Here is a 19,670-nt window from a genome sequence, read left to right on the forward strand (position 1 = left end):
TCGCCAATGTCAATCTTCGCGGGTGCGGCATGGCGTCATCGGGGTGGAAAGCTGCAGTCCTTTCCGCCATCTCGCAGGCCGCCGCTCAGTGCCCTGCACCCGCTGGCGCCGCCGCTGGCGGCTTGCGCATGAACAGCGCCAGCAGCACGAGGCTCGCGAAGATCGCGGTCAGGGCCAGGAAGACGTCGCCGAAGGCCATCACCAGCGCCTGCTTGTGGACGCGCTGGTTGATCAGGGCGAGCGCCATCTGCTCGGCGGCATCGCCGTAATCGAGGAAGCGCTGCATCGTCTGCGCTATCGCCTCCTCCGCCACCTGCCGGCCGGCCGCGACGCTCTCGTGCAGCCGCGCGATGTGCAGATCGGTGCGGCCGTTGAGCATGGTGTTGATCACCGCAAGTCCGACCGCGCCGCCGAGATTTCGCGTCAGGTTGTAGAGGCCCGACGCGTTCTTGAGCTGCGCCGGCGGCAGCGTGCCGAGCGCGAGGTTGTTGATCGGCACCATGCACAGCATCAGCGAGACGCCGCGCAGGATCTGCGGCACGAGCAGCTCGTGGAAATCCCAGTCCGCGGTGATGCCAGAGGCCAGCCAGGTCCCGAGCGCGAAGCCGGCGAAGCCGATCATCATCTGCACGCGCGGGTCGATCTTCGCCGACAGCCGCCCGGCGATCGGCGCCGTCAGGAACATGCACAGGCCGGTGACGAACATCGTCTCGCCGATCTGCAGCGCGTCATAGCCGCGGATGCGCCCGAGATAGACCGGGTAGAGATAAGTCAGCCCGTAGAGGCCGATGCCCATGCAGAAGGAGAACAGCGAGCCGAAGGCGAAGTTGCGGTCCTTGAAGGCGTAGAGATCGACCAGCGGATCGTCCCGCGTCAACGCCCGCCAGAAGAACAGCACCGCGCCGGCCAGCATCACGCCGGTGAAGAACACGATCTCGTGGCTCTCGAACCAGTCGAGCCGCGTCCCCTCCTCCAGCACATATTCGAGGCTGCCCAGAAACCCGGCCATGCCGATCAGGCCGAGCCAGTCGAAGCGCTTCAGAAGCCCCTTCTGCGGCTGGTCGAAATCGATCAGCGTCCAGGCCGCGATGGTCACGCAGATGCCGGGCACGACATTGACGAGAAAGAGCCAGTGCCAGGAGAAGGCGCTGCTGAGATAGCCGCCGACCGTCGGGCCGATTGTCGGCGCGAGCGTCGCGACAAGGCCGATCAGCGGCGAGACGATCGGCCGCTTCGAGGGCGGGAAGATCGAGAAGGCTGCGGCGAAGACGCCCGGGATCATGCCGCCGCCGATGAAGCCTTGCACGGCTCGCCACAGGATCATCTCGTTGATCGAAGAGGCTTGCGCACAAAGAACGCTGGCGATGGTGAAACCGGCGGCGGCAATGGTGAAGAAGACGCGCGTCGATAGCGCCCGGCTGAGATAGCCCGACAGAGGGATCATGATCACTTCCGCGATCAGATAGGCCGTCTGCACCCAGGCGATCTCGTCGGACGAGGCGGAGAGCCCGGCCTGGATCTCTGCCAGCGAGGCCGAGACGATCTGGATGTCGAGGATCGCCATGAACATGCCGAAGATCATCGCCACGAAGGCGAATATCCGGCGCATCGGGATGGCGTCGTCGGCCGGCGGCGCGCCGGCGGGGCTCAGGGTCGCGGTGGCCATGGTGGCCCGTCCTTTTCGTGAACCTCCTCGTCATCCCGGGCAAGCCGCGAAGCGGCGCCGATCCGGGATCCATGCCGGAGCGTTACCGGCGAGGTTCAGGAATGGGTCCCGGGTCTCCCTTCGGTCACCCGGGACGACGTTACGTTCTTGCTCGGTTCAACGCCGGCCTTCCGGCCGCGGATCGATCTTGACCACGACCGACATGCCCGGCCGCAGCACATGCTTGGCGGTCGCCTCCGGCGCCAGCGCGATCCGCACCGGAACGCGCTGGACGATCTTGGTGAAGTTGCCGGTCGCGTTGTCCGGCGGCAGCAGGGTGAAGACAGAGCCCGTCCCGCCCGCAATGCCGCTGACCTTGCCCTCGAAGACCTGGCCGGGGAGCGCATCGACGGTGATCGAGGCACGATCGCCGATCTTCAGCGGCCCGACCTGCGTCTCCTTGAAGTTGGCGTCGACATAGACCTGGTCGAGCGGGACGATCGACATCAGCCGCTTGCCGGCACTGACGAGATCGCCGAGCTGGACATTGGTGTTGGCGACGAGGCCCGAGATCGGGGCCGCGACCCTGGTGAAGCTGAGGTCCCGCTCGGCCTTCTGCTCGGCGATCCTGAGTTCGTCGAGCTGGCGCGCCGCTTCGACGCGCTGGGCCTTCAGCACCTCGATATTCGCCTGCGCCGCCGAAACTCCGGCCTTGGCGCTGCCGAGCGCGGCCTTGGCCTGGTCGCGCGCCGCGGTCGCCGCATCGAGCGTCGCCTGTGACCCGTAGGACTTGGCGGCGAGGCTGCTGGCGCGCTCGAAATCAGCGGCCGCGCGGGTCACTGCTGCCTCCGCCGAGTTCTCCTGCGCCTGCGCCTGCTCCAGATTGGCGCGGCCGGCCTCGATCTGGCTGTCGATGCGCGAGAGGGTCGCCCTGGCCGTCTCGCTCTTGGCGCGCGCACTATCCAGCGCGATGCGCCAGTCGCCGTCATCCAGCGCGACGAGCGGCTGGCCGGCCCTGACCTCCTGGTTCTGGACCACCGAGACGGAACTGACGTTGGCGGCGAGCTTCGCCGAGATCGTCGCCATCTCCGCGCCGACATAGGCGTCATCGGTCGACACGATGAAGCGGCCGTTCAGCCACCAATCCGTCCCGAACCAGAGCCCGACGCCCAGAGCCACCGTGCCGAGCAGGATGAGCCCGCCGCGGCGCAGCCGGTTGCGGCCGGGCGAGCCAGCAGCAGAACTCTTCTCCTCGCCGGGCACGTTGTCGGCGCCGCGGCGCGCTTCGGCGAGTGGAGCGGCAGTCTCGGAAACGGGTTCGACCAGCTGCAGCCTCTCGCTGCGCTGGCGGTTGGCGGTCTCGGCAACCATGGCTTCGTCCTGATGATTACAATTCGAACCAGACGGTTCGATTGAGCTTGATTTAGCGTGGCCTCTCGCGCATATCAAGCCATATCGAACCAATCGGTTCGATTCTTTTTTCAAGGGCTGCCCGAACCGCGGGCATGGATGATGACCAGCAGCACCGATACGCAGGGCGGCACCAGGGCGCGCAATCGCCGGGTCGCAGGGATGGACCCGGACAAGCGCCGCCAGATCCTCGAAGGCGCCCATGCCGTCTTTACCGCCAAGGGCTTCGACGCCGCTAGCATGAGCGAGATCGCGACGGCCGCGGGCGTTTCGAAGGGCACGCTCTATGTCTACTTCGCCGACAAGGAGCATCTCTTCGTCGCGCTCATCCAGCGCGAGCGCGAGGCGCAGAAGGCAGCCGTCTTCGGCGCGCTGAACGACGACCCCGACCTGCGCCGGGCCCTCACTCGCTTCGGTGAGGGGCTGGCGCATCTGCTCGCCGGCGAGTTCGCTGTCAGCGCGCACCGCATCGTGATCGGCGTCTCCGAGCGCATGCCCGATCTCGGCCAGGAATTCTACGAGCGCGGCCCCAAGCAGGGCAGCCTCCGCCTGGCCGAGTTCCTCACCGGAAAGGTGGAGCAGGGGCTGCTGGAGATCGACGACACCTATCTCGCTTCCGTGCAATTCCTCGATCTCTGCCAGTCGACCCTGCTGCGGCCGCGCCTGTTCAACGCCACACGCGAAGCCCCTTCGCCTGAGGAGGTCAGCCGTGTCGTCGCCTCGGCGGTCGAGATGTTCCTGGCGCGCTACGGCACGGGCAGGAGCTGAGGCGGGATAGCATCGACCCGAAAAGTGGCATCCGGTTTTCGGAAGATGCCGATGCGAGATCAGCCCAGCCGCTTCGCCCTGACGCGCTCGCGATGCGCGGTATAGAGGCCCGAGCCGGCGATGATGACCGCGCCGACCAGCGTCCAGTAGTCCGGCAGCACCGAGAACAGCGCATAGCCGAACAGCGAAGCCCAGAGCAGCTGGATGTAGGAGAAGGGCGCCAGCAGCGAGGCGTCGCCATGGCGATAGGCCAGCACGATCAGCCAGTGGCCGACCGTGGAGGTCACGCCGATGATCATGCCCAGCAGCACGATCCAGGGCGTGACCGGCCCCCACAGGAACGGGATCACCAGGGTCATCAGCACGAAGCCGATGATCGCCGAATAGGTCAGCGTCGTCAGCGGGCTCTCCGTGCGGCTCATCATCCGCGTCATGATCATGGCGAAGGCCCAGCACAGCGCCGAGGCCACGGCCAGTAGCGAAGCGATATGGAAGCCTGCCCCACCGGGCCGCACCACGATCAGCACGCCGATGAAGCCGATCAGCGTCGCTGTCCAGCGCCGCCAACCGATCGTCTCGCGCAGGATGGGGATCGACAGCGCGGTGACGAAGAGCGGCGCGACGAAGCTCGTCGCGGTCGCATCCGCGATCGGGAGTTCGCGCAGCGCCGTCACGAAGAAGATCGAGGAGAACAGCACGCCGACGGCGCGCAGAAGCTGCAGTTTCGGCCGCTGCGTTCGCAGCTGCTTGACCCCGCCCGTCCGCCAGACGATCGCCAGCATGATCGCCGTGAAGGTGCCGTAGCGCAGCCAGGTCACCTGCAATGGCGGGATCTCGAGCGTCAGCAGCTTGGAGATCGTATCGCCGCTGGTGAAGAAGATGCTGGCCAGCAGGACGAGCGCAATGCCGCGCAACGGCGCGTCGCGGCGCGGCACGGGCGGCGGCAGCTGGCCCGTCGGGGCCGCGGTCTGTTCGGAGGAAGGAGAATTCGGCAAGGCGCGGTTCGCGTCGGTGTGATCAGCGACCCTAGAACGGCTTCTGCCGGATTGGTTGCGCAAAGAACGAACGTCGCGCATGCAGCCATGCGCGGCGGGCGCCCTCGCCAACGAAAAAGGCGGGCCGCCCGGCCCGCCTCGGTGACGTCGTTATCGTGAGCTCGGCTCAGGCAGCCTTCTGCCGCGGCTGGATCAGCTTGCGGTTGACCAGCACCTCGGCGATCTGCACCGCGTTCAGCGCCGCGCCCTTGCGCAGATTGTCGGAGACGCACCAGAAGGCGAGGCCGTTCTCAACGGTCGCGTCCTCGCGGATGCGCGAGATATAGGTCGCATCCTCGCCGGCCGCCTCATGCGGGGTGATGTAGCCGCCCGGCTCGTGCTTGTCGATCACGAGGATGCCCGGCGCCGAACGCAGGACGTCGCGCGCCTCGTCGGCGGTGACAGGCTTCTCGCACTCGATGTTGACGCTCTCCGAATGGCCGATGAAGACCGGCACGCGCACGCAGGTGGCGGTCAGCTTGATGTTCTTGTCGAGGATCTTCTTGGTCTCGACCATCATCTTCCACTCTTCCTTGGTGAAGCCGTCCTCCATGAAGACGTCGATGTGGGGGATGAGGTTGAAGGAGATGCGCTTGGGGAACTTCTTGGTGACGACCTCACCGGCCGAGAACACCGCGCGCGTCTGGTTGAAGAGCTCGTCCATCCCCTCCTTGCCGGCGCCGGAGACCGACTGGTAGGTCGAGACGACGACGCGCTTGACGCCGAACTTGTCGTGCAGCGGCTTCAGCGCGACGACGAGCTGCGCGGTCGAGCAGTTCGGATTGGCGATGATGTTCATCTTGGTGAAGCCGGCTGCGGCGGCGGCATTCACCTCGGGCACGATCAGCGGCACATCCGGATGCATGCGGAAGGCCGAGGAGTTGTCGATGACGACGCAGCCCTGCGCGCCGATCTTCGGCGACCACTCCTTCGAGACCTCGCCGCCGGCCGACATCAGGCAGATGTCGGTGTCGGAGAAGTCGTAATGCTCGAGCGGCCTGCACTTCAGCGTCTTGTCGCCGAATGAGACTTCCGTTCCGACAGAACGCGAGGAGGCGAGCGCCACGACCTCTCCCACGGGGAAGGCACGTTCCGCCAGGATGTCCAGCATCTCGCGGCCCACATTGCCCGTGGCGCCGACGATCGCGACCTTGAAGCTCATGATATTGTTCCTCTTGGATGAACCGGTTTGCTCTCCCCCTGGGCGCCGGCCGCCTCGGGAAGGACGGTTCGGCGTCATGCCCCCGCCGGGGGGAGAGGGACCCGGAACCGAGGCGAAATTCAGCGTGGCGTCCCGGTGGTCCCGGTCGCCGGTTTGGTCGTGCGTTTCGTCGTGAGACGGACAGTCACAGGGCCAATCCCGAAAAGGCTGAAGCTTCGCGGCGGGCACGCGGAACGGAACGCCCCTCATGCCACGCCGATCTGAGAACACCCTCGACGGATAAAAGTCAATCGGCTCGCCGCGGTGCCGTCCGGCCCGGCACAAGCCCTGCCACGTTAACCCTGCTTCTTGACCCGCCATTCACGCTGCAGCGCGATTCCCCGCCGCCGGTAACCGCCCGCTGACTCGCCTCACCTCACCCTCCGCGCCGGGTGAGTACGACCGTGCCGCTGGGGAGCGGCGCGGCGGAACGGGATGGGAGTCGTGTCGGATCAATTCGCATTGCGTCTGCAGGGCCGCTTCGCGGCGGCGTTCTCCGCAGCCCGCGGGCGGCTGCCCCCCGGGCAGCCGGAAGCCTGGCTTCGCGCCCTGCACGGGCGGCTCGCGCGCATCGATCTCGCCGCCACGCTGATCCGCCTCGCCGACGGCATCGAGACCGGCTGCCGCTACCTCTGGCGCGGCCTGCGCGGCCTCGCCGCGCTGATGCAACGACCGATCCCGCGCCTGACCAGCGGGCTGATCTGGCGCGGCGCCGCAGCTGCGACCGGCCTCGGCCTGACGGCGTCCCTCGTCGCCGCGCTGTCGGCCGGCAGCGAGCCGGCCCGGGCTTCGCTCTCCGAGTCAGCCGAACAGGACAGCCGCCCGATCCGCAAGGATCCGCTGCCGGGACTCACCAGCCGCGACAGCTGGGTTACGATCATCAAGCCGAACCCGATCTTCGCGCTGGAAGCGCCCGAACTCGAGCGCATGTCGGCGAGCTTCGAGGCGAGACGCAGTCCGGACGGCTCGCGCCGCGAGGAAATCCTGGGTTTCGGCGGCTTCGGCGAACAGGCGGCGCATCTTCATCTGCGGCTGATGGTGGAGCACGAGCATCGCGAACTCTCCCAGCCTTTCCTGATCGCGCTGGTGCGCGAAGCCGCGGCACGCGCCATGTCGGTCCAGCGCAGCGGCACGCCGGCTACGATCCGGACACGTTTCGGCCCGGTCGAGACCGCCGATGCGACGCTGAGCGACGGCGAGGCGAGCCGGCCCTGCATCGCCTTCCGCATGAGCAGCGGCACCGTGCCGATGGCGCTGAGCGGCTGGTGGTGCGGCGACGCCGACAAGCCCGCCGACCGGTCGCAGCTCGCCTGTCTGATCGAGCGCATCGACCTCGTCAACGGCGGCGAGGACCGCACGCTGCGCGCCGCCTTCGCCCGGACCGAGCGGAACCGGCAGCAGGGCTGCGCACAGCTCCTCCCCTCGGACCGCAAGGTGTCCCAGTCCGAGGCCGAGCCGTCGGTCCCGGCCCCTCGCACCAGGAGCGCTGCCGCGATCCCGCCGAAGCGGCCGCCCAATCGCTGACCGCGCGAAAACGCGGTCCTTACTCACAAGATCGTTAACTCCGGCAGGTTAGGCTTCTTCCCGAAGCTTTCGTCCTTACGTCAAGCGGGTCGCCGCTACTCCGGAGATGTTGTCGCCATGCGTTCGCTCAAGCACCTCGCCGCCGTCTTCGCCGTGACCATCACGGCCTCGACGGTGCTGGCCACCATCGCGGAAGCCCAGAACCGCCGTGGCCCGCTGCGCGTCACCGTCCAGAAGCGCAGCTTCCTCGATGCCGGCAATGTCGTGCCGGTCGGCTCGATGAACCGCTATGCCAGCCAGCACTTCGCCTCGGCGCCGGCCTATGCCAGCATCGGCGAGTTCTATGGTGAAGGCACGCTCCCGGCCCGCATCGGCGCCGGCGCCAACCCCTTCGCGAATACCTTCGCGACCCCGCGCTACTGAGCCGCGGCCGTCATCTCGTGCGCGCTGCGGCATCCAATGCCGCCGCGCGGACACGGGACCGCGCTCCTCGTCACAGCGCGCGCAGCGAAGCAACCCAGAGGGGCAGCAATCGACGCACCCCTGGATTGCTTCGTCGCTATGCTCATCGCAATGACGTTTACGGCAGCGCCTTCAGATAGCGCACCGGCCGTCCCGGCGAGGCGGCATTGGCGGCATGGACGATCGCGTTCGCGTCGATGCCGAAATGCCGGTAGAGGTCCGCGACCGTGCCGGTCTGGCCGAAATGCTCGACGCCGAGCGCCTTCTGCCTGTGGCCATGCACGCTGCCGAGCCAGGCCAGCGTCGCCGGATGGCCGTCCAGCACCGAGACGATGCCGCAATCGCGCGAGAGATCGCCGAGCAACCGCTCGACATGGCTCGTCGCGCGGTGGTTGCCGCGCTGGCGCGCCCGCTCGGCCGCCTGCCAGCCGGCATTGAGCCGGTCTGCCGACGTGATCGCCAGCAGGCCGACATCGCGCCGGTCCTCGCCCAGCAGCCCGACCGCCTTGATCGCCTCGGCTGCGACGGCGCCCGTATAGGCGATCACCACCGAGGCGTTCGGCCCCGGCTTCCGCAGCCAATAGGCGCCGTCGATGATCTCGCTTTTGAGCTCGGGCGTCATCGCGCGCTGCGGCTGCTCGAGCTGCAGCGTCGAGAGGCGCAGATAGACCGAGCCGCCGGTCTCGTCGCGCAGCCAGGTGCGCTCGTCGGGATCGCCCTCCCCGTCCTTCTGCAGATAGTCGAAGGACCAGCGCATCATCACCGAAAGCTCGTCGACGAAGGCCGGCTCGAAGGCGCAGAGCCCATCCTGGCTCATCCCGATCAGCGGCGTCGCGATCGACTGATGCGCGCCGCCCTCCGGCGCCAGCGTCACGCCGGACGGCGTCGCCACCACCATGAAGCGGGCGTCCTGGTAGCAGGCATAATTCAGCGCATCGAGCCCGCGCGAGATGAACGGGTCGTAGAGCGTTCCGATCGGGATCAGCCGCTCGCCGAAGATCGCGTGCGACAGGCCGAGTGCCGAGAGGTTGATGAACAGGTTCATCTCGGCGATGCCGAGCTCGACATGCTGCCCCTTGGGCGAGAACTCCCATTTCTGCATCGAGGGGATGCGCTCGTCCTTGAAGGTGTCGGCCATCGAGGCCTTGGCGAAGAGGCCGCGGCGGTTCACCCAGGGGCCGAGATTGGTCGAGACGGTGACGTCCGGCGCCGTGGTGACGATGCGGTCGGCGAGCGGCCCGCCCGCCTTGGCGATCTCGTCGAGGATCTTGCCGAAGCCCATCTGCGTCGACATCACCGGCTGGATGCCGGCCTCGAGCTTGGCCGGGACCGGCAGCGCAGGCGCGCTGTAGCGGCGGCGGCCCTCGGCGAAGAACGGCACCTTGTCGAGGAAGGCGCGGAGCTCGGCCTCGAGCCGGTCGAGCCCTTCGAACAGATCCCATTCATGGCCGGCGCGGACAGCATTGGCGGCCTTGAAGCCGTCCATCTGTTCCTTGGTCATCAGCCCGGCATGGTTGTCCTTGTGGCCGGCCAGCGGCAGGCCGAAGCCCTTGACGGTATAGGCCAGGAAGCAGACCGGCCGGTCATGGTCGACCGCCTCGAAGGCTTCGAGGATGGACGGCAGGCAGTGCCCGCCGAGATTGCACATCAGCCGCGACAGCTCGGCGTCGGAACGGCTTTCGATCAGCTTCGTTACGGCGCCCTGGTCGCCGAGATCGTCCATCAGGCGCTTGCGCCAGGCCGCGCCGCCCTGGAAGGTCAGCGCCGAATAGAGCTGGTTCGGGCAGGAATCGATCCAGGCCTTCAGCTGCTCGCCACCCGCCTCCTTGAACGCCGCCTGCTGCAGGCGGCCGTATTTCAGCGTCACCACGTCCCAGCCGAAATTGCGGAACATCGTCTCGAAGCGGTCGTAGAGCCCTTCCCGGATGACGGCATCGAGCGACTGGCGGTTGTAGTCGATCACCCACCAGGTGTTGCGCAGCCCGTGCTTCCAGCCCTCCATCAGGGCCTCGAAGATGTTGCCCTCGTCGAGCTCGGCATCGCCGATCAGCGAGACCATGCGACCCTCGGGACGGTCCGTGCCCCAGCCATGGCCGCGCAGGTAATCCTGCGTCAGCGACGAAAACAGCGTCTGCGCCACGCCCAGCCCCACAGAGCCGGTCGAGAAATCGACGTCGTCGATGTCCTTGGTTCGCGAGGGATAGCTCTGCGCGCCCTTGTAGCCGCGGAAGTTCTCCAGCTTCTCCCGCGTCTGCAGCCCCATCAGATAGTTGATGGCGTGGAAGATCGGCGAGGCATGCGGCTTCACCGCGACGCGGTCCTGCGGCCTGAGCGCCGCCATGTAGAGCGCGGTCATGATGGTGGCGAGCGAGGCCGAGGAGGCCTGGTGCCCGCCGACCTTCATGCCGTCCTCGCTCGGGCGCAGATGGTTGGCGTTGTGGATCGTCCAGGAGGCGAGCCAGAGGATCTTCTTCTCGAGCTCCGCCAGGAACGGCAGGCGAGGATCGTCGGATTGGCGCGGATCGGACATGTTCAGCTCTCCCAGTAACGAGGCGATGATGCACGAATCCCACGGCAATGTGAGCGGAAATAGCGACCCCGTCGCGGCTGTCCGTGGCCGTTCCTGCCAGCAATCGCGCCAGATTGGCGGAAGTTGCTAATACCGCCGCCATTCCGCAACGCCCCGCCGCTCAACCTTGCATTCGCCTGTCGCAATCGTCAGGTTGCATCCGCCGTCCCGCCTGCCGGAGCGGCAGGCTATGGATCGGGAGAAGGCGTTAGATGGATACGTTGTCGGGCTTCAGCATCTTCGTCATCGTGCTGGTGCTGCTGGTCATCATCACGATCGCCTTCCTGGTCAGGACGGTTCCGCAGGGCTACAACTATACCGTCGAGCGTTTCGGCCGCTATTCGCGCACGCTCAGCGCCGGCCTCAACCTGATCGTCCCCTATATCGACCGCATCGGCCACAAGGTGAATGTCATGGAGCAAGTGCTCGACATTCCCTCGCAGGAGGCGATCACAAAGGACAATGCCGGCGTCCGCATCGACGCCGCCGCCTTCTACCAGATCCTCGACGCCGCCAAGGCCTGCTACGAAGTGTCCTCGCTCAACGACGCGCTGATGGTCCTGACCATGACCAATATCCGGACCGTCGTCGGCTCGATGGACCTCGACCAGCTGCTCTCGCATCGCGACGAGATCAACGAACGCCTCTTGCGCGTCATGGATGCCGCGGCTTCGCCCTGGGGCGTCAAGGTCACGCGCATCGAGATCAGGGACATCCTGCCGCCCGCCGACATCGCCGGCGCCATGAACCGCCAGATGAAGGCCGAGCGCGACCGTCGCGCCGCGATCCTCGAGGCTGAAGGCCTGCGCCAGGCCGAGATCCTCAAGGCAGAGGGCCAGAAGCAGGCGCAGATCCTCGCCGCCGAAGGCCGCAAGGAAGCGGCGCTCCGCGACGCCGAGGCCCGCGAGCGACTGGCGCAGGCGGAAGCGAACGCCACCGCGATGGTCTCGGAAGCGATCAGCAAGGGCGACATCCAGGCGGCGAACTTCCTCATCGCCGAGCGCTACACCGATGCGCTGAAATCGATCGCCGGCGCGCCCAACAGCAAGGTGGTGATCGTGCCGATCGAGGCCGCCTCTCTGGCCGGCACGGTCGGCGGCATCGCCCAGCTGACCAAGGCGGTGTTCGGGCCGGACGCGGCCGAGGCCAGGCGGCAGGGCTCGGTCCCGCCGGCCGGCCGCAGCGGCGCCTGAGGGCGGCCCGATGCTGTCCTCCATTCTCGGAGCCTGGGGTTGGGTGATCCTCGGCCTCGTCCTGATCGGCGGCGAGGTTCTGGCCCCCGGCGTCTTCCTGATCTGGCTCGGCCTCGCGGCGCTGGTGACCGGGGCCGTCGTTGGCCTCACCGATATCGGCTGGCAGGCGGCAGCGCTCGTCTTCGCCGGATTCAGCCTCGTCAGCGTGCTCGTGGGGCGGCTTCTCACCCGTCGCAAGGGCGAGGAGCCCGATGCCGCTACCGGCCTGAACGACCGTGGCCGCCAGCTCATCGGCAAGGTCTTCCGGCTGGAAGCCACGATGACCGGCGGCGAGGGCCGCATCCGCATCGGCGATTCGTCCTGGCGCGTCGTCGGCCCCGAGCTTCTGGCCGGCTCGGAGGTCAGGGTCGTGCGCGTCGAGGGCGCGACGCTCGTGGTGGAGAAGAGCTGAGCCGACGCATCTGCGACGCACGGCTTCCATGCGAAGAAACGGTTTCTCCGGCGGCGGGCCGGGTCTATAGCGTGCGCTCCCTTGCCCAGACCGAACAGCACCATGACCGCACCCAGCGAACGCCTGTCCCTGTCGAAGGACCGCATCAAGGTCCTGCTGCTGGAAGGCATCAACGACTCCGCCGCCGACCTGCTCGTCAATGCCGGCTACACGAACATGCAGCGCCTGCCCAAGGCGCTCGACCGCGAGGCGCTGCTCAAGGCGATCGAGGGCGTGCATGTGCTCGGCATCCGCTCGCGCACGCAGCTGACGGAGGAGATCTTCGCCCATGCCAGCCGGCTCTTCGCCGTCGGCTGCTTCTCGGTCGGGACCAACCAGGTCGATCTCCAGGCCGCGCGCAGCCGCGGCGTGCCGGTGTTCAACGCGCCCTTCTCGAACACCCGCAGCGTCGCCGAACTGACCATCGGCGAGATCGTGATGCTGCTGCGCCGGATCCCGGACCGCTCCCGCTCGGCCCATGAGGGCGGCTGGGACAAGTCCGCCAACGGCTCCTTCGAGGTCCGCGGCAAGATCCTCGGCATCGTCGGCTACGGCAACATCGGCAGCCAGCTCTCGACGCTGGCCGAGGCGATGGGCATGCGCGTCGTCTATTACGACCAGACCGATCGCCTGCGCCACGGCAACACCGATTCGGTGCCGAGCCTCGACGACCTGCTCGGCTTCGCCGACATCGTCTCGCTGCACGTTCCCGAGACGCCGCAGACCGCAGGCATGATCGGCGCCGCGCAGATCGCCAGGATGAAGCCCGGCTCCTACCTGATCAACAATTCGCGCGGCACCGTCGTCGATCTCGATGCGGTGGCGGACGCGTTGCGCAGCGGCCATCTCGCCGGCGCCGCGGTCGACGTCTTCCCGGTCGAGCCTGCCTCGAACGCCGACCGCTTCGTCACGCCGCTGCAGGGCCTGCCTAACGTGATCCTGACACCCCATGTCGGCGGCTCGACGGAGGAGGCGCAGGAGCGCATCGGCGCCGAGGTCGCGCGAAAGATGATCGATTATTCCGATGTCGGCTCGACAGTCGGCGCGGTCAATTTCCCGCAGGTCCAGCTTGCAGCGCGCGCCGTCGGCACGCGCTTCATCCATGTTCAGCGCAACGTGCCCGGCATGCTGCGGCGGCTGAACGACGTCTTCGCCAGCCGCAACGTCAACATCGCCGCGCAGAACTACCAGACCGACGGCGAGGTCGGCTATGTCGTGATGGAAGCCGACAGCATCGGCGCCGATGCGCGCGACATCCTGAAGGAGATTCGCTCGCTGGACGGCACGATCAGGGCGCGCCTGCTCTACCAGCGCGCCTGATTGCCCCGATCAGTGCTTGCGCTCGTCGGCGGCGCCGGGCTTGGTCGGCGCCTGCTGCGCGATCGGATCGCTCGCCGGGAACGTATCCTTCAGCGCCTCGTCGAGCTCGGCGTCCTTGCCGCCCTTGCGAACGGCCTTGCGCTGCTCGCGCTGCTCCTTGCGCAGGCTTTCCTTGGCCGGATTGGTACTGGTCGTCATATCAACCCCTCGATTGGCCTGCCTCGACGACGATGCAGGCTTCCTTTTGAGGAAAACGCGCAAGCCGGCCGCACGTTCCCTGTAGGCCGCGCCAGAACGCCAGCGCAGACGGGCCATGAGCGAGCGCCGCCGCCTCTGGATCAGCGGCCATAGCCGCCCCATCTGATTGCCTCCGCAACCGGCTCCCGCAGCGGGACTGAATCAGAGGCAATCATGGTCGCCATCTCCGTCCTCGACCTCGTTCCCGTCCGCGAGGGCCAGGAGCCCGGCGACGCATTGCGCGCCTCGATCGATCTCGCCCGCCATGCCGAGGCGCTGGGCTATCGCCGCTACTGGGTAGCGGAGCACCACAACATGACCGGCATCGCCAGCGCCGCGACCTCGGTCGTCATCGGCCAGCTCGCCGCCGCGACGAAGACGATGCGGATCGGCGCCGGTGGAATCATGCTGCCGAACCACGCCCCGCTCGTCATCGCCGAGCAGTTCGGCACGCTGGAGGCGCTCTTCCCCGGCCGCATCGATCTCGGCGTCGGTCGAGCACCCGGCACGGACCAGATCACCATGCGCGCGCTCAGGCGCAATCCGATGTCGGCGGACACGTTTCCGCAGGACGTCCTTGAATTGCAGGCCTATTTCGCTCCGGCTGGCCCCAACCAGGTGATCCAGGCCGTGCCGGGCGCTGGCCTCGAGGTACCGCTCTGGATTCTCGGCTCGAGCCTGTTCGGTGCCCAGCTCGCGGCCGAGCTCGGCCTGCCCTATGCCTTCGCCTCGCATTTCGCTCCCGATGCGCTGCTGGAGGCGCTGGCGGTCTATCGACAGCGCTTCAAGCCTTCCGAGCAGCTCGATGCGCCCTATGCGATGCCCGGCATCAACGTCATCGCCGCCGAGACCGATGCCGAGGCGCGCCATCTTGCGACCTCGCTGCAGCAGCGCTTCGTCGGCATGGTGCGCGGTGCCCGCGGCAAGCTCCAGCCGCCCCTCGACATCGAAGCCTACTGGTCGCCGGCCGAGAAGGCCCATGTCTCGCGCATGCTGCGCTACGCCTTCATCGGCTCGCCGGAGACGCTGAAGCGCGAGCTCGGCGCCTTTCTGGCCGAGACGCGGGCCGACGAGATCATGGTCACCGCGCCGATCTTCGACCATGCGGCGCGCAAGCGCTCCTACGAAATCCTCGCCGGCATCGCCCCGGAGATCGGAGCGTCCGCGCGCGCAGCCTGATCCGGCTCAACGGCCCCCGAAGGACGAGCACAAGCACCGCTTCGACGGGTCATCGTTTCCGACGATCAGTCATAGTCATCATCATCGTAATCCCGCCGGCGGCGCTGCTGGCGCTGCCATTGGCGTCGGCGGCGATCATCGTCGTCGTCATCATCGCGATACCGGCGGCGATCATACCGGCGGCGACGGTCATCATCGTCGTCGTCGCGATAATAGTATTGGGCGGCTGCCGTGGTTGCGGCGACTCCGGCCATGGCGGCGACGGGCAGTCCCAGCAGAATGCGCAGCAATCCGCGGCGATGTGGCTCTGCAACGGGTTTCATGTCGAATCCCCTGTTTGCGGTGTGGCCGGCAGGGATGCCCCCGCGCGATGTACCGAGCCTGAACGGCATAACGACCGACGGCTCGGCAAAGACCAATCGTCCATGCCGTCGCTTTGTTCCGCTGACACGGACCGAACAGGATGTGGGGCTAGGCGGCGCCTGCCACTCGCGCCGCGCGATGCTGGTTGAGGCCCAGCGCCGCCAGGAAGAACACGGCCTGCACCACCACGATGCAGGGCCCGGTCGCCCCATCGAGATGGAAGCTCAGGATCGTGCCGAGCACGCTGGAGAGCGTCGCGGCCCCGATCGCAACCGCCAGCATGGCATCGAAGCGGCGCGTCACCAGGAAACCGATGGCGCCCGGCGCGATCAGCATGGCGACGACGAGGATGATGCCGACCGCCTTCAGCGCGGCGACAATCGTCAGCGCCAGCAGGATCAGCATACCGACATTCAGAGTCCGAACCGGCAGGCCGATCGCCCGCGCATGAGCGGGATCGAAGGCGAGCAGCAGGAAGTCGCGACGCTTCGCCAGCATGATCGCGACCGTCGGTACGGCAATCGCCGCGGTCTCGGCGATGTCGGCCCAGCGCACGCCCAGCATGTTGCCGAACAGGACGTGGAGCAGGTGCTGGTCGCTGTCGACCTTGACGAACATGACGAGGCCGAGCGCGAACATGCCGGAGAAGACGATGCCCATCACCGTATCCTCCTTCACCCGGCTGTTCTCCTTGAGGTAGCCGATGCCGAGCGCGCAGCCGAGGCCCGCGACGAAGGCCCCCACGGCAAGCGGGAGCCCGGCGATCTGCGCCAGCACGATGCCGGGCAGCACGGCATGCGAGACCGCGTCGCCCATCAGCGACCAGCCCTTGAGGATCAGGAAGCAGGACAGCACCGCACAGACGATGCCGACCAGGACGGCGACGATGAGGCCACGTTGCATGAACTCATGCGCCAGTGGCGCGATCAACCAAGCTTCGATCAGGCTCATGGCGCCGGCTCCGACACGGCTCTGGCGGCGCGGGCGGCAGCGAGCCGCCCATGCTTGGGCGCAAAGACGAAGGCAAGCAGGAACAGCACGGTCTGGAACACGACGATGAGCCCGCCCGTCGAGCCGTCGAGGAAATAGCTGGCATAGGCGCCGGCCGCGCTGGTGACGACGCCGAGCCCGACGGCGATCCAGATCAGCCGGCCGAAGCGGTCGCTCAGCAGGTACGCGGTGGCGCCGGGCGTGATCACCATGGCGATGACCAGCACGGCCCCGACCGTCTGCAGCGCCGCCACCGTGCAGGCGCTGAGCAGCATGAAGAACAGGATCTTGAGGCGCGTCGGCGAGAGCCCGACGGAGCGCGCCTGGTTCTCGTCGAAGAAGACCAGCATCAGGTCGCGCCAGCGCGCCACCAGGACGACGAGCGAGACGGCGGCGATGATCGCGACCTGCACGACGTCCTCGTCGGAAATGCCGAGGATGTTGCCGAGCACGATCGACTGGACGTTCACCGAGGTCGGGTTGATCGAGACGATCAGCAGCCCGACGGCGAAGAAGGTCGTGAAGACGATGCCGATCACCGCATCCTCGCGCAGCTGCGTGCGCACCCGGACCAGCGCCATCGCCAGCGCCGCTAGCAGGCCGGAGAAAAAGGCGCCGGCGGCGTATGGCACCTTGAGGAGATAGGCCAGCGCGACGCCGGGCACGATCGCATGCGCGAGCGCGTCGCCCATCAGCGACCAGCCCTTCAGCATCAGGAAGCAGGACAGGAAGGCGCAGACCCCGCCGACCAGCGCCGAGACCCAGATCGCCCGGATCATGTACTGATAGCCGAAGGGCTCCAGCAGCAGCTCGATCATGGCGTGCCGCCCTTTACGCCCGCATCCTTGTCGCCGTTCCCGCCATTGCCGTTCTCCTTGCCGCCGCTGGCGAGCGTCTCACGGTCGCGCTCGCCATAGAGCACGAGCGGGCGCTCGTCGTCGGTGATGACGGTGACGCGGCGCTCGTCCTTGTCGTCGTGCAGGGCGGCGCCGCCGAGGCGGAAATGCCTGAGCGCGCCGCCGAAGGCGCGCTGGAGATTAGCCTGGGTGAAGGTCGTTTCGGTCGGCCCGGCAGCCAGCACGGTGCGATTGATCAGCACCACCTGGTCGCAGAATTCCGGGATCGAGCCGAGGTTGTGGGTCGAGACCAGCATCAGCCGCCCCTCCGCCCGAAGCTCGCGCATCAGGGCGACAATCGCATCCTCGGTCTTCACATCGACGCCGGTGAAGGGCTCGTCGAGCAGGATGACCTGCCCGCCCTGCGCCAGCGCCCGCGCCAGGAAGACGCGCTTGCGCTGCCCGCCCGACAATTCGCCGATCTGGCGCTTGCGGAAATCGAGCATGTTAACCCGGGCAAGCGCCTGCTTGACCGCGTCGCGATCCACCTGCCTGGCGAGGCGCAGGAAACCCATATGGCCGTAGCGCCCCATCATCACCACGTCCTCGACCAGCACCGGGAAGGTCCAGTCGACCTCCTCGGCCTGCGGCACATAGGCGACGAGCCCGCGCTTGAGCGCCTGGCGCACCGGCAAGCCGGCGATGGCGACACGGCCCCGCGCCGGCTTGAGGAAGCCCATCAGCGTCTTGAAGAGCGTCGACTTGCCGGAGCCGTTGATGCCGACCAGCGCACAGATCGTCCCTGCGCCCAGCGAGAACGAGGCATCGGTGACGGCCGTGACCCCGCTGGCATAGCGCACGGTCACGCCCTCGACCGAAATCGAGGGCGAAATGCCTGCCCCCGCGGGCAGACCGGGGGCAAAGGCATTCACTGGCCGAAGCCCTTCGCGATGGTGTCGACGGTGACTTCGAGCAGCTTCAGATAGGTCGGCACCGGGCCGCCCTCGGCCGAAAGCGAGTCGACATAGAGCACGCCGCCATAGGCCGCCCCGGTCTCCTTCGCGACCTGCCGCGCCGGCTTGTCGGAGATCGTGCTCTCGCTGAACAGCGCCGGGATCTTGTTCTTGCGGACGAGGTCGATCAGCCGGCGGACCTGCTGCGGCGTGCCCTGCTGGTCGGCGTTGATCGGCCAGAGATAGGCCTCCCGCCAGCCATAGTCGCGGGCGAGATAGCTGAACGCACCCTCGCTCGAAACCAGCCAGCGCTTGTCCTCAGGCACCTTGTCGAGCCTTGCCCGCAGCGGCGCATCGACCGCCTTGATCTGCTCGGAATAGGCCTTGGCGTTGCGGGCATAGGTCTCCGCCTGGGCAGGATCGGCCTCGGCCAGAGCCTTGCGGATGTTCTCGACATAGATCAGCGCGCTCTGGGTCGACATCCAGGCATGGGGGTTGGGCCTGCCCTCATAGGGCCCCTCCTTGATCCCCATCGGTTCGACGCCCTCGCTGACGACCGCGCTCCTCACCTCCTTCACATTCTCGAAGAAGCGCTCGAACCAGCGTTCGAGGTTGAGCCCGTTCCACAGCACGAGGTCGGCCGATTGCGCCTTTACCACGTCGAGCGGCGTCGGCTGGTAGTCGTGGATCTCGGCGCCGGGCTTGGTGATCGATTCCACGATCGCCGCGTCGCCGGCGACGTTCTGCGCGATGTCCTGGATGACGGTGAAGGTGGTGACGACGCGCAGCTTCTTCTCCTGCGCCAGCGCCGGGCCGGAAACCGCGAGCCAGCCGCCCGCCAAAAGCCCTGCGGCAGCCAACCCCGCGAGGGACCGGCTCATGAAAGATCGACGCGAAACCATGCCTTCTCCTGTCGGATCGTCAGTCTCCCTTACGCTATTGCAACGCACTTGCATCTGTCAATGCAGTTGCGAGCTATTTGCAATAAGGTGTTTTTGCAAATGCGTCGCAAAGTTTGCTATGCCGTCGCGATGACCGGAGTCGAACAGCGCGTGGCCGTTTTCGAGGGCCAGCTCAGGGATGCGGGGCTGCGGATGACGCAGCAGCGGCGGCTGATCCTGCGCGTGCTGGCGGAGTCCGACGATCACCCCGACGCGAAGGGCATCTTCACCCGCGCCTTCGCCCACGACCCGACGCTGTCGCTCTCCACCGTCTATCGCACGATGAAGGTGCTGGAGACGCAAGGCGCGATCGAGCGCCATTCCTTCGAGGACGGCGTCTCCCGATACGAGCATGCCGGCCAGCAGCATCACGACCATCTGATCGATGTCGAGAGCGGCGCGGTGATCGAGTTCTCGTCCGACGCGATCGAGGAGTTGCAGCGCCGCATCGCCGCCGATCTCGGCTACGAGCTCGTCCGCCACCGGCTGGAGCTCTACGGCCGCAAGATGCGCCCCACCTCGCGCCGGAAGAAGGGCTGAGGTATCGACGGTTCC

Annotated in this window: 19 protein-coding genes; 8 read left to right on the plus strand and 11 right to left on the minus strand. The window is 67.2% G+C overall.

Annotation, left to right across the window (positions count from 1 at the left end):
- Positions 1–85: 85 nt before the first annotated feature.
- Together ASE63_RS23780 and ASE63_RS23785 are read right to left on the minus strand one after the other, a co-directional pair.
- A complete protein-coding gene (locus ASE63_RS23780; RefSeq protein ID WP_056807660.1) occupies positions 86–1,666 on the minus strand; it encodes a DHA2 family efflux MFS transporter permease subunit in 1,581 nt (526 codons plus the stop codon).
- A 156-nt stretch (positions 1,667–1,822) separates the two neighbouring features.
- On the minus strand, positions 1,823–3,016 hold the full coding sequence (locus tag ASE63_RS23785) for an HlyD family secretion protein (RefSeq protein ID WP_082610237.1): 1,194 nt from the start codon (positions 3,014–3,016) through the stop codon (positions 1,823–1,825).
- 141 nt (positions 3,017–3,157) lie between these two features.
- Here ASE63_RS23785 and ASE63_RS23790 point away from each other — a divergent pair, with 141 nt between their 5' ends.
- Entirely contained in the window at positions 3,158–3,823 is a 666-nt protein-coding gene (locus tag ASE63_RS23790; RefSeq protein ID WP_244491571.1) for a TetR/AcrR family transcriptional regulator, read from the plus strand.
- 59 nt (positions 3,824–3,882) lie between these two features.
- Here ASE63_RS23790 and ASE63_RS23795 read toward each other — a convergent pair whose 3' ends face one another.
- Together ASE63_RS23795 and ASE63_RS23800 are read right to left on the minus strand one after the other, a co-directional pair.
- Positions 3,883–4,818 carry a DMT family transporter gene (locus ASE63_RS23795; RefSeq protein ID WP_348271375.1) on the minus strand — a complete coding sequence of 312 codons (936 nt, stop codon included), beginning with the start codon at positions 4,816–4,818 and terminating at the stop codon, positions 3,883–3,885.
- Positions 4,819–4,984: 166 nt separating this feature from the next.
- Positions 4,985–6,019, minus strand: coding sequence for an aspartate-semialdehyde dehydrogenase (locus ASE63_RS23800; protein WP_056807664.1), 1,035 nt, complete (start codon positions 6,017–6,019; stop codon positions 4,985–4,987).
- Between the two features lie 483 nt (positions 6,020–6,502).
- Here ASE63_RS23800 and ASE63_RS23805 point away from each other — a divergent pair, with 483 nt between their 5' ends.
- Both ASE63_RS23805 and ASE63_RS23810 read left to right on the plus strand, forming a co-directional pair.
- Positions 6,503–7,582 carry a hypothetical protein gene (locus ASE63_RS23805; protein ID WP_156410574.1) on the plus strand — a complete coding sequence of 360 codons (1,080 nt, stop codon included), beginning with the start codon at positions 6,503–6,505 and terminating at the stop codon, positions 7,580–7,582.
- A 117-nt stretch (positions 7,583–7,699) separates the two neighbouring features.
- Positions 7,700–8,005 (plus strand): hypothetical protein, encoded by a 306-nt coding sequence (locus ASE63_RS23810; protein ID WP_056807668.1) that lies wholly within the window; start codon positions 7,700–7,702, stop codon positions 8,003–8,005.
- Positions 8,006–8,162: 157 nt separating this feature from the next.
- Here the strand turns inward: ASE63_RS23810 and ASE63_RS23815 are convergent, their stop codons facing one another.
- Positions 8,163–10,574: a transketolase gene (locus ASE63_RS23815; protein ID WP_056807670.1), complete on the minus strand. Its 2,412-nt coding sequence runs from the start codon at positions 10,572–10,574 to the stop codon at positions 8,163–8,165.
- A gap of 251 nt (positions 10,575–10,825) precedes the next feature.
- Here ASE63_RS23815 and ASE63_RS23820 point away from each other — a divergent pair, with 251 nt between their 5' ends.
- The 3 genes from ASE63_RS23820 to serA all read left to right on the plus strand — a co-directional run bounded on the left by ASE63_RS23820 (position 10,826) and on the right by serA (position 13,616).
- The gene (locus ASE63_RS23820; protein ID WP_200962616.1) at positions 10,826–11,806 is read left to right on the plus strand and encodes an SPFH domain-containing protein; all 981 of its coding nucleotides are present in this window, start codon (positions 10,826–10,828) and stop codon (positions 11,804–11,806) included.
- A 10-nt stretch (positions 11,807–11,816) separates the two neighbouring features.
- The gene (locus ASE63_RS23825) at positions 11,817–12,257 is read left to right on the plus strand and encodes an NfeD family protein (RefSeq protein WP_056807672.1); all 441 of its coding nucleotides are present in this window, start codon (positions 11,817–11,819) and stop codon (positions 12,255–12,257) included.
- A 102-nt stretch (positions 12,258–12,359) separates the two neighbouring features.
- Positions 12,360–13,616, plus strand: a complete 1,257-nt coding sequence (gene serA, locus ASE63_RS23830) for a phosphoglycerate dehydrogenase (protein WP_056807674.1) — start codon at positions 12,360–12,362, stop codon at positions 13,614–13,616.
- 9 nt (positions 13,617–13,625) lie between these two features.
- Here the strand turns inward: serA and ASE63_RS23835 are convergent, their stop codons facing one another.
- The gene (locus tag ASE63_RS23835) at positions 13,626–13,814 is read right to left on the minus strand and encodes a hypothetical protein (protein WP_056807676.1); all 189 of its coding nucleotides are present in this window, start codon (positions 13,812–13,814) and stop codon (positions 13,626–13,628) included.
- Between the two features lie 213 nt (positions 13,815–14,027).
- Here ASE63_RS23835 and ASE63_RS23840 point away from each other — a divergent pair, with 213 nt between their 5' ends.
- The gene (locus tag ASE63_RS23840; RefSeq protein ID WP_056807679.1) at positions 14,028–15,032 is read left to right on the plus strand and encodes an LLM class flavin-dependent oxidoreductase; all 1,005 of its coding nucleotides are present in this window, start codon (positions 14,028–14,030) and stop codon (positions 15,030–15,032) included.
- Positions 15,033–15,097: 65 nt separating this feature from the next.
- Here the strand turns inward: ASE63_RS23840 and ASE63_RS26990 are convergent, their stop codons facing one another.
- The 5 genes from ASE63_RS26990 to ASE63_RS23860 all read right to left on the minus strand — a co-directional run bounded on the left by ASE63_RS26990 (position 15,098) and on the right by ASE63_RS23860 (position 19,076).
- Complete coding sequence (locus ASE63_RS26990) at positions 15,098–15,355, minus strand: hypothetical protein (RefSeq protein WP_156410575.1); 258 nt, start codon at positions 15,353–15,355, stop codon at positions 15,098–15,100.
- Between the two features lie 148 nt (positions 15,356–15,503).
- Positions 15,504–16,346 carry a metal ABC transporter permease gene (locus tag ASE63_RS23845; RefSeq protein WP_056807681.1) on the minus strand — a complete coding sequence of 281 codons (843 nt, stop codon included), beginning with the start codon at positions 16,344–16,346 and terminating at the stop codon, positions 15,504–15,506.
- Complete coding sequence (locus ASE63_RS23850) at positions 16,343–17,203, minus strand: metal ABC transporter permease (protein WP_056807682.1); 861 nt, start codon at positions 17,201–17,203, stop codon at positions 16,343–16,345. The genes ASE63_RS23845 and ASE63_RS23850 overlap by 4 nt, the downstream gene beginning before the upstream one ends.
- Entirely contained in the window at positions 17,200–18,132 is a 933-nt protein-coding gene (locus ASE63_RS23855) for a manganese/iron ABC transporter ATP-binding protein (RefSeq protein WP_056807848.1), read from the minus strand. Before ASE63_RS23855 ends, ASE63_RS23850 begins: the two co-directional genes overlap by 4 nt.
- Positions 18,133–18,149: 17 nt before the next feature.
- Positions 18,150–19,076 carry a metal ABC transporter substrate-binding protein gene (locus tag ASE63_RS23860; RefSeq protein ID WP_082610240.1) on the minus strand — a complete coding sequence of 309 codons (927 nt, stop codon included), beginning with the start codon at positions 19,074–19,076 and terminating at the stop codon, positions 18,150–18,152.
- A gap of 129 nt (positions 19,077–19,205) precedes the next feature.
- Between ASE63_RS23860 and ASE63_RS23865 the strand changes: the two genes are divergently transcribed.
- Positions 19,206–19,655 carry a Fur family transcriptional regulator gene (locus tag ASE63_RS23865; RefSeq protein WP_056807850.1) on the plus strand — a complete coding sequence of 150 codons (450 nt, stop codon included), beginning with the start codon at positions 19,206–19,208 and terminating at the stop codon, positions 19,653–19,655.
- The last annotated feature ends 15 nt before the right edge of the window (positions 19,656–19,670 follow it).

The organism is Allobosea sp. Root381, assembly GCF_001429395.1.
Classification (GTDB): Bacteria; Pseudomonadota; Alphaproteobacteria; order Rhizobiales; family Beijerinckiaceae; genus Allobosea.

Coding starts and splice junctions, on each gene's coding strand:
- ASE63_RS23780 (WP_056807660.1), bottom strand. CDS start 1,666: ATGGCCACCGCGACCCTGAGCCCCGCCGGCGCGCCGCCGGCCGACGAC.
- ASE63_RS23785 (WP_082610237.1), bottom strand. CDS start 3,016: ATGGTTGCCGAGACCGCCAACCGCCAGCGCAGCGAGAGGCTGCAGCTG.
- ASE63_RS23790 (WP_244491571.1), top strand. CDS start 3,158: ATGACCAGCAGCACCGATACGCAGGGCGGCACCAGGGCGCGCAATCGC.
- ASE63_RS23800 (WP_056807664.1), bottom strand. CDS start 6,019: ATGAGCTTCAAGGTCGCGATCGTCGGCGCCACGGGCAATGTGGGCCGC.
- ASE63_RS23810 (WP_056807668.1), top strand. CDS start 7,700: ATGCGTTCGCTCAAGCACCTCGCCGCCGTCTTCGCCGTGACCATCACG.
- ASE63_RS23815 (WP_056807670.1), bottom strand. CDS start 10,574: ATGTCCGATCCGCGCCAATCCGACGATCCTCGCCTGCCGTTCCTGGCG.
- ASE63_RS23820 (WP_200962616.1), top strand. CDS start 10,826: ATGGATACGTTGTCGGGCTTCAGCATCTTCGTCATCGTGCTGGTGCTG.
- ASE63_RS23825 (WP_056807672.1), top strand. CDS start 11,817: ATGCTGTCCTCCATTCTCGGAGCCTGGGGTTGGGTGATCCTCGGCCTC.
- serA (WP_056807674.1), top strand. CDS start 12,360: ATGACCGCACCCAGCGAACGCCTGTCCCTGTCGAAGGACCGCATCAAG.
- ASE63_RS23835 (WP_056807676.1), bottom strand. CDS start 13,814: ATGACGACCAGTACCAATCCGGCCAAGGAAAGCCTGCGCAAGGAGCAG.
- ASE63_RS23840 (WP_056807679.1), top strand. CDS start 14,028: ATGGTCGCCATCTCCGTCCTCGACCTCGTTCCCGTCCGCGAGGGCCAG.
- ASE63_RS26990 (WP_156410575.1), bottom strand. CDS start 15,355: ATGAAACCCGTTGCAGAGCCACATCGCCGCGGATTGCTGCGCATTCTG.
- ASE63_RS23845 (WP_056807681.1), bottom strand. CDS start 16,346: ATGAGCCTGATCGAAGCTTGGTTGATCGCGCCACTGGCGCATGAGTTC.
- ASE63_RS23850 (WP_056807682.1), bottom strand. CDS start 17,203: ATGATCGAGCTGCTGCTGGAGCCCTTCGGCTATCAGTACATGATCCGG.
- ASE63_RS23860 (WP_082610240.1), bottom strand. CDS start 19,076: ATGGTTTCGCGTCGATCTTTCATGAGCCGGTCCCTCGCGGGGTTGGCT.
- ASE63_RS23865 (WP_056807850.1), top strand. CDS start 19,206: ATGACCGGAGTCGAACAGCGCGTGGCCGTTTTCGAGGGCCAGCTCAGG.